Origin of the sequence: Paenibacillus sp. J5C2022 (genome assembly GCF_025567625.1) — a bacterium.
Taxonomy (GTDB): Bacteria; Bacillota; Bacilli; order Paenibacillales; family Paenibacillaceae; genus Pristimantibacillus.
In genome coordinates this window covers 16,167-28,627 of the sequence record NZ_JAOQJC010000019.1, presented here as the reverse complement: position 1 = coordinate 28,627, position 12,461 = coordinate 16,167, and the positions used below count along the sequence as shown (strand labels likewise).

Annotated in this window: 12 protein-coding genes and 1 riboswitch; of the genes, 11 read left to right on the top strand and 1 reads right to left on the bottom strand. The window is 51.0% G+C overall.

Annotated elements, in window-relative coordinates:
• The first annotated feature begins 63 nt into the window (after positions 1-63).
• The 4 genes from M6D81_RS16340 (at position 64) to M6D81_RS16325 (ending at position 5,075) form a co-directional block, all read left to right on the top strand.
• Entirely contained in the window at positions 64-2,382 is a 2,319-nt protein-coding gene (locus M6D81_RS16340; RefSeq protein WP_262677987.1) for a right-handed parallel beta-helix repeat-containing protein, read from the top strand.
• A gap of 94 nt (positions 2,383-2,476) precedes the next feature.
• Positions 2,477-3,517: a glycosyltransferase family 2 protein gene (locus M6D81_RS16335; protein WP_262677986.1), complete on the top strand. Its 1,041-nt coding sequence runs from the start codon at positions 2,477-2,479 to the stop codon at positions 3,515-3,517.
• A gap of 116 nt (positions 3,518-3,633) precedes the next feature.
• Positions 3,634-4,674 carry a UDP-glucose 4-epimerase GalE gene (gene galE, locus M6D81_RS16330; RefSeq protein ID WP_262677985.1) on the top strand — a complete coding sequence of 347 codons (1,041 nt, stop codon included), beginning with the start codon at positions 3,634-3,636 and terminating at the stop codon, positions 4,672-4,674.
• A 139-nt stretch (positions 4,675-4,813) separates the two neighbouring features.
• Positions 4,814-4,898, top strand: a riboswitch (cyclic di-GMP riboswitch).
• A gap of 15 nt (positions 4,899-4,913) precedes the next feature.
• On the top strand, positions 4,914-5,075 hold the full coding sequence (locus tag M6D81_RS16325; protein WP_262677984.1) for an anti-repressor SinI family protein: 162 nt from the start codon (positions 4,914-4,916) through the stop codon (positions 5,073-5,075).
• A gap of 11 nt (positions 5,076-5,086) precedes the next feature.
• Here M6D81_RS16325 and M6D81_RS16320 read toward each other — a convergent pair whose 3' ends face one another.
• A complete protein-coding gene (locus tag M6D81_RS16320; protein ID WP_262677983.1) occupies positions 5,087-5,422 on the bottom strand; it encodes a helix-turn-helix domain-containing protein in 336 nt (111 codons plus the stop codon).
• A gap of 343 nt (positions 5,423-5,765) precedes the next feature.
• Between M6D81_RS16320 and M6D81_RS16315 the strand changes: the two genes are divergently transcribed.
• The 7 genes from M6D81_RS16315 to M6D81_RS16285 all read left to right on the top strand — a co-directional run bounded on the left by M6D81_RS16315 (position 5,766) and on the right by M6D81_RS16285 (position 12,296).
• Positions 5,766-7,703, top strand: coding sequence for an asparagine synthase-related protein (locus tag M6D81_RS16315; RefSeq protein ID WP_262677982.1), 1,938 nt, complete (start codon positions 5,766-5,768; stop codon positions 7,701-7,703).
• Positions 7,704-7,717: 14 nt separating this feature from the next.
• On the top strand, positions 7,718-7,867 hold the full coding sequence (locus M6D81_RS16310; RefSeq protein WP_262677981.1) for a paeninodin family lasso peptide: 150 nt from the start codon (positions 7,718-7,720) through the stop codon (positions 7,865-7,867).
• Positions 7,868-7,980: 113 nt separating this feature from the next.
• The gene (locus tag M6D81_RS16305; RefSeq protein ID WP_262677980.1) at positions 7,981-8,913 is read left to right on the top strand and encodes a phosphoenolpyruvate carboxykinase (ATP); all 933 of its coding nucleotides are present in this window, start codon (positions 7,981-7,983) and stop codon (positions 8,911-8,913) included.
• Positions 8,914-9,231: a lasso peptide biosynthesis PqqD family chaperone gene (locus tag M6D81_RS16300; protein ID WP_262677979.1), complete on the top strand. Its 318-nt coding sequence runs from the start codon at positions 8,914-8,916 to the stop codon at positions 9,229-9,231.
• Positions 9,200-9,646 carry a lasso peptide biosynthesis B2 protein gene (locus M6D81_RS16295; protein ID WP_262678071.1) on the top strand — a complete coding sequence of 149 codons (447 nt, stop codon included), beginning with the start codon at positions 9,200-9,202 and terminating at the stop codon, positions 9,644-9,646. The genes M6D81_RS16300 and M6D81_RS16295 overlap by 32 nt, the downstream gene beginning before the upstream one ends.
• 5 nt (positions 9,647-9,651) lie before the next feature.
• Complete coding sequence (locus M6D81_RS16290; RefSeq protein WP_262677978.1) at positions 9,652-11,460, top strand: ABC transporter ATP-binding protein; 1,809 nt, start codon at positions 9,652-9,654, stop codon at positions 11,458-11,460.
• 65 nt (positions 11,461-11,525) lie between these two features.
• Positions 11,526-12,296 carry a metallophosphoesterase gene (locus tag M6D81_RS16285; protein WP_262677977.1) on the top strand — a complete coding sequence of 257 codons (771 nt, stop codon included), beginning with the start codon at positions 11,526-11,528 and terminating at the stop codon, positions 12,294-12,296.
• The last annotated feature ends 165 nt before the right edge of the window (positions 12,297-12,461 follow it).

Below are 12,461 nucleotides of genomic sequence, written 5' to 3'. Positions count from 1 at the left end.
CGGAAATAAGTAACCACCGCAAGACAAGCTACATAAACTGATAGAAAAATGGAGGTGAAACATATGCCACTCCCCTTTTTGGATCAGCATGCCACATATGTAATCGATCTCAATAAATTCGGAATTAAAAATGACGGTACTGCGCCGCAAGCGACAAGATTGGGAATCAACAACGCCCTGCTGTGGGCAAAAGCGCAAGGATACAATCATATTGTACTGCCGGGAGGCACGTATTTAATTGATCTGGATACAAGCGATATTAGCAAATCTGCCGGAATTGTCATGCAAAGCGGAATGCACTTTCAGCTGTCGCCCGATACGGAAATACGCCTTCAAGGCAATACGTCACCCAACTACAATATGATCTATATGAAGGGCGTTCACAATGTTAAGCTTTCCGGAGGGAAAATTATCGGCGATAAGAAAGCGCATCAATATGAAATGAGAGTAGCTTTCATGAGAGGAGGCGTTAACCCCGACGGCTCATTGAATAACAATCCAAACTGGATTCGTAGCGAAGTCATTGATCGTTACGCCAATCCGGGCCTGTTATCACATTTCCGGTTATGGGAGATTGATGGTGTGGACGCTTCCGGCTACCATTTCTATCAATATCGCGACTGGGTTTCACGCTTCACTCTAGCCGGCTATCGGACGAACGGTTTATTTGCTCCCGGAGCTCCTACGGGCAGAGGCTGGTTCCTTGATGATATCAGCTTGAACAATAAGATGGTATTTGCCATTCAGTTGTCCAGTCCGCTGACGGACGCAGAGATAGCATCTATTAAAGCGAAGGTCGACAACATGTATTACACGCATGAGGGCGGACATGGCGTAGGGATTTACGGAGGCAATCGAATCCAGATTGAAAATGTTGACATTTCAAACTGTACTGGCGACGGAATTTTTACGAATTGGGAGGAGTATCACAGCGATCCGTCTCTATACACGCAGGAGCAGATGGGTGGATACTTGCAAATTAACGACTGTCTGATTCACCATTGTCGAAGACAAGGCATCTCGATCTGCTCGACGAACGATGTTCACATTCTGCGAAACAAGATTCACGACATCGGTTACGATGATGACGGGGTAACGACAGACTTCCGTAATGGAACGCCGCCTATGTTCGGCATTGATATTGAATCTATGGTCGGCGAATCCAATATCCCATACCAGACGCCGGATCAACCGGACGGCTTGGAGTTGAATTATCGCATCGCCATTCAAGACAATTATATTCACAACAATGTAAGAGGACACTTCGTCAATGCAGATGGCAATTATATAATGTTGCAAGGGAACACGTTCAAAGGTTGGAATGTCGGCGGCATCATCTCGCATTCTACGCAGCAATCCGTCAAGTTCATCGACAACACTTTCCTGGGGAGTCTGCTTGTCGTCGAAGGCGACAGCGTAGTCGACGGGGCTTTGTTCCAAGGAGGCACGTTGAAACTGGCTAATACGAAAGGTGCGATTGTGCAAAATGTGAAGATGAAAGACGCTTCACTATCCGGTGGTTCCACTTACGGCTACTTCGGAACGCCAACCGTAAATGTCGGAACCGGCGTATTCACCTTGCCTTTCGCTCATGGGATGGGCAACGGCGCCAAGCTTGTGTTCGAACAATGGGTAGGCCGACTTCCCGGCGGAATAAGTGTGGATAAGTTATACTATACCGTCAATATCACTTCGAACAGCTTCCAAGTGTCGGAGTCGCCTGGCGGTCCACCGGTAATGCCTGATGATGCAGGTGAAGGAAACTTCAATGTCAGCAGATATAATTACGGCCGATGCTACATGAATCATATCGTATTGGAGCGGGATTGGAGAGCGGACAGCAGCCTTCAGCCTAATTTCAATATATTGACCTCGGGAATTGTAATGAAGAACATCACAGTGAAAAACTACGATATGCAGATCATGGTTCCCGCCAAGTACGCAGGCAGGCCGAATGTCATTGAAGGGCTGACGTTGATGGAAGGGGCTGTAAGATTCGAAGGCAGCAGTATCAGCTCCAGCGAATTTATGAGAATGAAAACCGGGGTGTTCGGAGGCAAAGACGTGGAGCTCGGTCTGGACAGCGCGAATTACACTCGGCAAATTGATATTCGCAACAGTAAATTCGTGAACGTAGGTGTCCAGCTTAACGGCAATTCTTCGATTATCGGAAGCACCTTCCTTGATGCAGCTATTGGGAAAGGGAATACGGATAATAAAGCGGTAGTCCTGCATAGTTACTTGGACCGCTCCAAAGTAAACGCATATTGGCTCAATAAAGAAAATTCTTTCACGTTAGCTTCTTCAGTGCTTAAAGCTACGACGGTTTCCGGTTCAGATCCTTATCTCAAGCTTCTGAATAACGTCGAATTGGAAAGTTAAGTCCAGATCACCCTTGGTATTTGCCATATCAAGGGTGAATACATAGAAGATCACAAACTAAAAGTTTGAGGGTGGCATGATGAGTCAGGTAAGTGTGATTGTACCGATATATAATCCTGGCGAAAAGCTAATTTGCTGCTTAAAGTCGATTGTGGATAGCAGCTATGCGGATATCGAGGTCATTCTCGTAAATGACGGATCGACAGACGAAAGCGCGGCCATGTGCGATTATTTCAAAAAAATGGATGATCGCATTACGCTGCTGCATACGAATAGAGAGGGCAGCATTATGGCGAGAAATAAAGGGTTGAAGGCCGCCCAATCGCCCTATGTCATGTTCGTGGATGCGGACGACTGGATTTCCCCTCATATGATTCGGATGCTGTATGCCAGTGCTGTCTATGCGGACAGTGATATTACAGTCAGCAATAACTTCCGTGCATTGCATTATAAAGGACCGCACAGATTGAACAGGAGCGATTACTTCCGCAGCCGCAAGCTATATCTGGAGGATGAGATCAGATCCAGCCTGGTGCCGGCCTTCCTTCAAGGCCATCCATTCCCCCCTAATCTGTTCGGCAAGCTGTACAAGCGCGAGATGCTGCTCTCCAGCGGAAGCTACTTGCGCGATATTCACTTTTTTGGCGACGATCTCTATTACAATCTGGAGATGTTCCTGAAGGCGAAGTCCGTGCTCGTTATTCCCGAAGCGCTGTATTATTATCGTACAGGAGGATTCACGGAACGATACATGCCATACTTGTTCCATGACATCGTAAGCGGTTATCGCATCCAGAAGCAAGTGATCGATGAGTATTACAGCGACAATCGTCAGCAAATGATGGACGGCGTCAGTATCATGTTGTTCAATCTACTGCAGACCTGTCTGCTCAATGTGATGAGAAGCTCTCTTGCCGCGGAAGAGATGAGAGCGGAGATCATTCGCCATTGTCAGCATGAGAGCATACGGGAGGCGCTTTCCAACGAAGGAGTGATCCGTCACTTCGGAGCGGACTATCTGGATGCCGTTCGCGTTTGCGATGTCCGGTATTTGTATAAGCTCGGCCGCAAGCTTTATCACAGAAGTATGGGGCGCAAAATAGCGCTAAAGGCCGCATCTTTGCTGCCTGTATAGAGGGATGACGCTGGAAGGTATTTTTATTTTGTGAAATTGTTCGTTATAAAAGACAAATTGGAAATTGTATGTTATGATGTTCTGTATAAAGAACAACTGGGAGGCGAGATGGATAGATGGCTATCTTGGTTACAGGCGGAGCGGGTTATATTGGGAGCCATACTTGTGTGGAGCTGCTGGAAGCGGGCCACGATATCGTAGTCGTGGACAATTTATCCAACAGTCATTATGAGGCGCTTGTGCGCATAGCAGAAATTACCGGCAGGACTTTTCCCATCTTTATTATGGATTTAACGGATAAGCAGCGGCTGAGACGCGTATTCGAGGAACATCCCATTGAAGCGGTCATTCATTTCGCCGGGCTGAAGGCGGTGGGGGAATCGGTCCAGGTGCCGCTTAAATATTATCATCAGAACATGTTCAGCACCATTACCCTCTGCGAGGTCATGGATGAATACGGCGTGAATCGGCTCATATTCAGCTCTTCCGCTACCGTGTACGGCATGCCGGATGAGGTGCCGATTAAGGAGAGTGCTCCGCTGGGTGCGATTAATCCCTATGGACGCACGAAGCTGATGATCGAACAGATGCTGGGAGATATGGCTGCGGCGAATTCGGCGTGGCGCATAGCCGTGCTGCGATACTTCAATCCGGTAGGCGCACACAAGAGCGGACGCATTGGCGAAGATCCGGAGGGGCTGCCGAACAACCTTGTTCCCTATATCGCACAAGTCGCGGTAGGCAAGCTGAAGGAAGTATACGTATACGGTGACGATTACAATACGAAGGATGGGACAGGGGTAAGAGACTATATACATGTCGTCGATCTTGCCGGCGGCCACTTGAAGGCTCTGCACAAGCTGACAGAGCTGAAGGGGCTTGAGGTCTATAACTTGGGCACGGGGCGAGGCTATAGCGTGCTGGAGATGATTATGGCTTACGGGAAAGCATCCGGCAGAGCGATTCCTTACGTTATTACGGACAGGAGAGGCGGAGATTGCGGCGAATGCTACGCGAATGCGGGCAAGGCTGAACGAGAGCTGGGCTGGAAGGCGGAGCGGGACATCCATGATATGTGCGCAGATTCCTGGCGTTGGCAATCCGCGAATCCGGACGGCTATCGGCAGCGAGCTGCCGTGCTGGCAGAGAGGCTATAGTTCTATCGGCGTGTAAGACCGTGTGAGAATAAGGAATCATTTTCGACAAAATTAGAATTGATTTCCGGTATTTCGTGGACATAAAGCGACAACATATTTATGCGGGATGGTCTATTATAGGGGAAGCGGTGTTAAAAAAATACGAATGGGAGACGTGGAAGTGCGTTTAGTATCTGGGCACCTTACAACGCATGGAGTCAGTGGTGCAACCGCCCCAATGGAATGGGGGACGAGAGGTAATGACTGCCATATATTCGGACAACCAGCAGCAGTTGGATAAGGAATGGGTGGAGTTAATACTCTTAGCGCGAACGAAAGGACTGACCAAGGACCAGGTACAAAAGGCGCTGTCCATTCTGACGGAAGAGAAGCGCAATCGGCTTGAGGAAAGCGCTGTATAAGTTATACAGCGCTATTCTTGTTCTTGATGAAGCTTCCATTTGTTATACTCCAGGAAGTCTTTGAATTGCTCCTTGCTTACGCCGGAATTCATAGCTTCCCTGACCAGCTCCTCCCATTCTTTGTCAAGCAGGGCGGCAGCTTGGTCAGGGTTCCCGAAATTAATGATCTCCTCTACGGATACATGCAATACTTCCCCAATCTTCTCCAGAAACTGAATGGATGGGTTTTTTTGGAGCCCCCTTTCAATGGAACTAAGGTACGACTTCGCAACGCCTGCTCGCAATGACAATTCTGTCAACGACAGCCCCCTTCGTTTTCGCAAGTCCTGTATATGTTGTCCAATCATGGCTGAGTCCTCCGTTTATGCGTGGATGCATGGATTTTCTTCATTATAACGAATATTACCACAATACGAAAGTGAAAATGAAGCGTTATCGCCATTCATCCGCCTATTTGCCGCAGATTAAAATTCATTCAGAAAAGTGGTCCGTAATAGGTTGACAACGGAGTAGAGAGGTGGTAAATTAAGACGTAGTTCTTTATTGAGAACAACATCGAACGAAAAGATAGAATAAAACGAACGCCCGTGCAGCTGCTTAAACGGGAAGAGCCCTGATTTACAAAGGGTTTACACCATGAAGCGCAGCGGCCGAAAAATGTTCATTAACGCGAACACTCAGGAGGATTTCATGAGCGCCATTACAGCTGTTTTGAGCTTGAATCAGACAACTCGGGAGCTTGATCACGGTTATACGATGATGGAAGAGCTGAAGCGATACCGGGCCGACTATCGTCATACGTGGCAGGGAGACGACGTCTTCCTAGGCTGTCACGGACAATGGATTACGCCGGAGTCACTAAGCGAGCTGCTGCCCGCTTACGATCGCGAGAGTGGGCTTGCCATAACGGCGGATGCCATTATTGATAACCGCGAGGAATTGTTCGGGAAGCTCGCCGTCCCCGCTATGGATCGACAAGGGATGAGCGACAGCAAGCTCATTATGCTGGCTTACGAGAAGTGGGGCGAGAAGGCGCCGGAGCACTTGATCGGCGACTTCGCCTTCATGATCTGGGACAGCCGCGCGGCATCGCTGTTCGGCGCAAGGGACTTCTCCGGCAACCGCACGCTGTATGTCACCCGGACGTCGTCTTATTACGCATTCTGCACGGCGATCAAGCCTCTGCTGGCGCTTCCTGAAGTGGACCGTAGATTGAATGAACAATGGATATCGGAATTTCTGGCGATTCCCATCTCGACGGAGGCCGTGGACGTCCATGCGACAGTGTACGAGCGAATCGGACAAATTCCGCCGGCGCACAGCTTCACACTTAGAGAAGGAGAGCTGCGCTTCAACCGATACTGCACGATCATGTCCGATGAGAGGCTGCGTCTGGGCGGCAACGAAGAATACGAGGAAGCCTTCCGCGACGTATTCAGGACGGCGATAGCTTCCAAGCTGCGGACCTATAAGGAAGTCGGGGCCAAGTTAAGCGGCGGTCTGGACTCCGGTTCGGTCGTCAGCTTCGCGGCGAAGGAGCTGCGGGAGCAGGAGAAGAGGCTTCATACATTCAGTTATGTGCCACTTGACGAATTTCAGGACTGGACGCCACGGAGCCGGGTAGCGAACGAAAGAGAGTATATTCAAGCAACGGTGCAGCATGTGGGTAATATTCACGATCAGTACTTCAGCTTCGCCGAGAAGAATCCGTTATCGGAAGTGGACGATATGCTGGAGATGATCGAGACGCCCTACAAGTTCTACGAGAATTCCTATTGGGTGAAAGGCATCTATGAGCAAGCTGCAGCGAGTAACGTCGGAACGCTGCTGTCCGGAAGCAGAGGCAACTGGACGATCTCCTGGGGGCCTGCGCTGGATTATCAGGCACGATTGCTGCGCCAATTCCGATGGATGCGGCTGGCCCATGAGATCAGACAGTACAGCGCGAACATGAATGCGAACAGGGCGAGGCTTTATCGCTCCATCGGGAAGAAGGCATTCCCATTGGTCGACAAGTGGTTGTCCCGCAAGCAGGATCAAGCTATGCCGAAGCTGATCAATCCCGAATTCGCCCGGCGAACGAACGTATACGAACGGCTTCAGCAGCACGGCTACGATTTCTGGGGACAATCCGGGCAAAATGTCTATGATGTGCGCCGGAAGCAGTTCGAGAAGCTGTATTATTGGACGACGACGGGATCGGTCGGCTGCAAGCAATCACTGCGTCATTCCTTATGGGATCGCGACGCAACGAACGATCTGCGGGTTATCCGCTTCTGCTTGTCCGTCCCGCAGGATCAATTCGTGCAGAACGGCTATGGTCGATCGCTGATCAGGAGATCCACGCTTGACTACTTGCCAGATCATGTCCGGCTGAATCAGAAGTTCAGGGGGATTCAGGGGGCTGACGGACTGCATCGCATATTGCCGATCTGGCGGGAGGTCATGGATAAGCTGGAGCAGGCCGTTCAAGACGTTAGAATGTCGCCTTACGTGAACACAAGCGAGCTTAAGCGTTCGTTAGAAGCGATCAGGCACGATCCCCGTCCGGATCATATATTCGGTACGGAATTCCGATTGCTGATGCGAAGCTACATCTTTCACAGATTTCTGGCCAATCACGCATGAAAGGAGGTGATCTTATGCATACACAAGCAAAGAAAGCGTGGAAGCAACCTCAGTTGGAAGTACTTGACGTTCATATGACAATGGCTGGTCCTGGTATCAGAACGCCTGACGAGTTCCAACCGGACCCGGACGCTCATGAAGACGATGTCGTCAACTACAGCTAGTATCGCCGCGCATTTCTTTCTTCTCACCGATACTTAGAAGTCGGGCGCCCTTATAGCAGTCTATAAGGGCGCTCCCCCTATCCAAATCCGTAACAAGCATTGGAGTGGAAGCCATGACTGTATCCAACGGATTAAGGCCGTATTATTCCTTCGGATTAAGCATTCAAAGTGAAATACCTATGCCTGAGCTTCCCTTGCTGGAAGAAGGCAGCGCGCATGCGCATGGATCAGTAACGATCACTTTCGACAATCTGCTTCCATTATGGGAGCTTGCCGACAGGAGCAGCCAGTATGTAGGCATGATGAAGGATATGGTCCTCATACGCATACCGGATACGGCAATCTTCGGCATGGAAGCCGGCAAGCGTATTCTCGTGTCGCCCTTCCAAGGCGCGGACACCGATAAAATCAGGCTCTATCTGCTGGGAACTTGCATGGGCATTACGCTCATGCAGAAGCGGATACTGCCGCTTCACGGCAGCGCCGTTGCGATTGGCGGAGAGGCATATGCCATTGTAGGGCATTCGGGAGCAGGCAAGACGACGCTGTCGTCCATGCTCATTCAGCAAGGATATCCGTTGCTTAGCGACGATCTGATCGCCGTCATGCTTGATGAGAATGGAATGCCGCAGGCAATGCCGGCTTATCCGCAGCAGAAGCTGTGGCAAGAGACGATGGATATGCTGGGCAGAAGCGCTGACGGATTGAAGCCGCTGTTCGAGCGGGAGAACAAATTCGCCGTGCCGTTGTCCGACGGATTCTGCTTGAAGCCGTTGCCGCTAGCCGGTGTGATCGAGCTTGTCAAAACGGAAAATGATGCAGCGATATCGCCAGTTGCAGGACTGGAACGATTTCATACGCTGCTTCAACATACATTTCGCGGGTTTTTATTGAAGCGGCTGGGCTTGATGGACTGGCACTTCAGCTTGCTCGCTTCCCTTATGGGACGAATTGGCGTGTACCGACTGCAGCGCCCTGTGCAAGGAACAAGCCCGCAGCAGCTTTCATCCCTATTGGTTGACACTATTCGCAAGGAGGTCGTGTAAATGATTAGCGTAGAAAAGTTATCCTTATCCGATCGCGTGAAGGCATGCGATCAGAACATTGTGAGCGACATGGGCGGGGAGAAGGTCATGCTCAGCATCCAGAACGGCAATTATTACAATCTTGGCAGTATAGGCGGAAGGATATGGGAAGTGATTGGCAACTTCGCTACGGTAGCTGAAGTGGTGGATCTCCTGTTGGAAGAGTACGATGTAGATCGTACCGAATGCGAGCAGCAAGTGCTGGATTTCCTGGATCATATGAGGAAAGAGGGGCTCGTCCTTGTTGATGGGGAAGCTGCAAGCGCTGATCAAGCTTGATTTCCGCACCTTGCTGCTGTTCACGGAAGCGTATATGATGCTTGCCGCAGCCAAGCTGCAGCTATATCGTCCGTTCGCGAAGGTGGCGGGAACATTGGGATATAAACGACAGGAGACGCATAAGGAGATTCCGCTGGAGCATGTGCGCATCATTAAGCATATTACCTCGGCTATTGCTATCACGAGCCGTTACACGCCGTGGGACAGCAAGTGTCTGGTCAGGGCGATCGCAGGCATGAGAATGCTGCAGAGGCGACGGATTCCGGGAACGCTTTATCTGGGAACGGCAAGAGATGAAGATGGACGTCTCATTGCGCATGCCTGGCTGCGTAGCGGGCCGCTGTACATAAGCGGTGCGGATGTCATGAAGGATTTTACAGTTGTTGAGTCATTTGCAAGCGCGTCTGGAGAGTGAAGCGGATGAAGTACATTATGCATTACTTAAGTAAGCTGCATGCTTCCTCTGGAGCGGCATTGTACGTGAATGTATTCGGCATGGCGCTTAGCAGCCTGCTGGAAAGCGCGGCTTTGTTATTGCTGGTGCCGCTGCTCGGATTGATCGGAATCGTCTCTGCGGGTCCCGCGGAAGGCATGTTGGAGAAGCTGTCCGGCTTGCTGGACGGCTATTCTACCCTGCATGCTTTGTTTATTGTCATTGGCATCTATTTGCTGGCTACGCTTGCTCAGAATCTCGTCTATCGAAAGATGATGATTCATAACATCCGACTGCAGCAGACCTTCTCGAAGAAGCTGCGGCTGGAAGCGTACAAGTCGTTGCTGGAGGCGGAGTGGCTGTTCTTCATGCGCAAGCGAAATACGGATCTGGTGAATACGATGACGATTGAGCTGGCCAGGGTGCTCGGAGCCGTTCAATTGTCTCTGCAGCTTGTATCCTCCACTATCTTCACTGTCATTCAGATCTGCATCGCAGTATGGATATCGCCTCTGCTCACGTTGTTCGTATTGGGCTGCGGGCTTCTGCTCGGCGTATTCTCCGGACGATTCATTAAGCGGGCCAAACAACTGGGCAATCAGACGTCGATGCACGCCCAGGCATATCTGGCGGGCATATCCGATCAGATTAACGGGATGAAAGATATTAAGAGCAACACGCTGGAGCAGTCCCGTCTGGCTTGGCTAAGCGATCTGACGGACGGGATGGTCAAGGAGCAGATGTCCTACATCCGCAATCGGATGAATTCGCAGCTGCTGTACAAGCTGTCCTCCGCCGGACTTATCGCCGTCTTCATTCTGGCCGGATTCGCGTTCTTCCAGACACAAGGCATAGCGCTCCTTATTATTACGATTATCTTCGCCAGACTCTGGCCCAGATTCACGGATATTCAATCCAATCTGGAACAGCTGGCGGCGAAAATTCCCGCATGTCAATCGCTGTACAACATGCAGAAGGAGAGCTTGCATGCCGCAGAGCGGCTGCGTGACGAATCCGCAGACGCAGCTCCGATGTTGCTGAAGCGGGACATTGTGTGCCGGGATATCAGCTTCCGATACGATAAGGGGAGAGAGGACTACACGCTTCGCGACATTCGCCTTCATATCCCCGCTAACGGCATGACAGCGGTCGTAGGCGCTTCGGGAGCGGGCAAGAGTACGCTGATCGACATTATTATGGGGATCATGCATCCGGATGAAGGCTGTATCGAGGTGGATGGAACGGTCATAGCGAGGCATAATCTGCTCGCCTACCGTCAAGCGATCAGCTATGTGCCGCAGGAGCCGTTCCTGTTCAACGCATCCATACGAGACAATCTGGCGATGTTGAAGCGGGAGGCGACGGACGACATGATATGGGAAGCGCTGGAGTTCGCTTCCTGCGCCGAGTATGTTCGAAAGCTGCCAGACGGACTTGATACGGTCATCGGCGACCGAGGCATAAGGCTGTCCGGAGGCGAGCGGCAGCGCCTTGTGCTGGCTAGAGCGGTTATTCGGAAGCCTTCCATTCTGGTGCTGGACGAAGCGACCAGCGCATTGGACGTCGAGAATGAGCTTCGCATTCAAGAGGCGATTGACAAGCTGAAGGGCAATATGACGATCATCGTCGTCGCCCATCGCTTGTCCACGATTCGCAATGCCGACAAGGTGATTGTGATGGAGGAAGGACGCATTGCGGAGGAGGGCGAGTTCGCAAGGTTGGCGGCCAATCATGCCAGTCTCTTCGGGAAGCTGCTGAAGAAGCAAGCGGAGATGGGCGCCGAGGCGACCGCATAGCGCTGCGGACGGTAATTGTTTATACTGGTATGAGGGCTCTGAACGTGAAGGGAAGGAGGGCTCTCATGCTTTTTTTTATTGGCGCATTGCTGCTGGCGGCTGCGATCTATCTGTTGCTGATCCTGCCGACTCGATGGGTGAAGGTTGAGCATGTGCGCATGGATACAGGACTAGGGCTGCGCATATTGCAAATTAGCGACCTGCATGTGGATATGCTCCGGGTATCTCCATCCGCCCTCCAGCGAATTATTCATGATGCGAAGCCGGATTATATACTGCTCACCGGCGATTATACTTACCGGGATGAATACTTCGCGAGACTGGGGCTCTACGTGCGTATGATTGCATCATGCGGCATACCGGCATACGCCGTACTGGGCAACCATGATTATGAATTTCCCCGGGTGAAGCGAATCGTGGGCTTGTTCCGTGCGAACGGCATTCCTGTATTGCGCAATGAGAGTGTGCAGCTGCCCCGGTTCCAGTTGGTCGGCATCGACAATTGCAGCACCGGACACAGCCGCCCGACCCGAGCCTTCCGGGATGTGAACCGGATGAACGGCAAGCCAGTCATCGTTATGACACACGATCCCAATGTCGTTTTGACGATGCGGGAGCCGTTTCATTACATGATGGCCGGGCACTTCCACGGCAAGCAGCTGAACATCCCGTTTTTCTTCAAATTGAAGCCCAAGGGACCTTTGCCGGATCGCGGCATATATAAAGGGGTGCATCGGCATGAACTGGGGAAATTCTATATATCGAAGGGCATAGGCCAGGCGGGTGTCAATGCCCGGTTTCTCGTAAGAAGCGAGGTGTCGATTCACGATTTATAGCAGTTAGTGCGGCAAGAGGGGCACAGTTATGCAGAAAAAAAGATTGACGATCTGCTGGCTGTGCTGTTATTATGTTTCATATCCAAGTAAGTCTATAGGGTATTGTGGTTATGAGGCGGGATTCAGAGGCACATTCTACTCTACCCGAATGCGCAATAGATATAG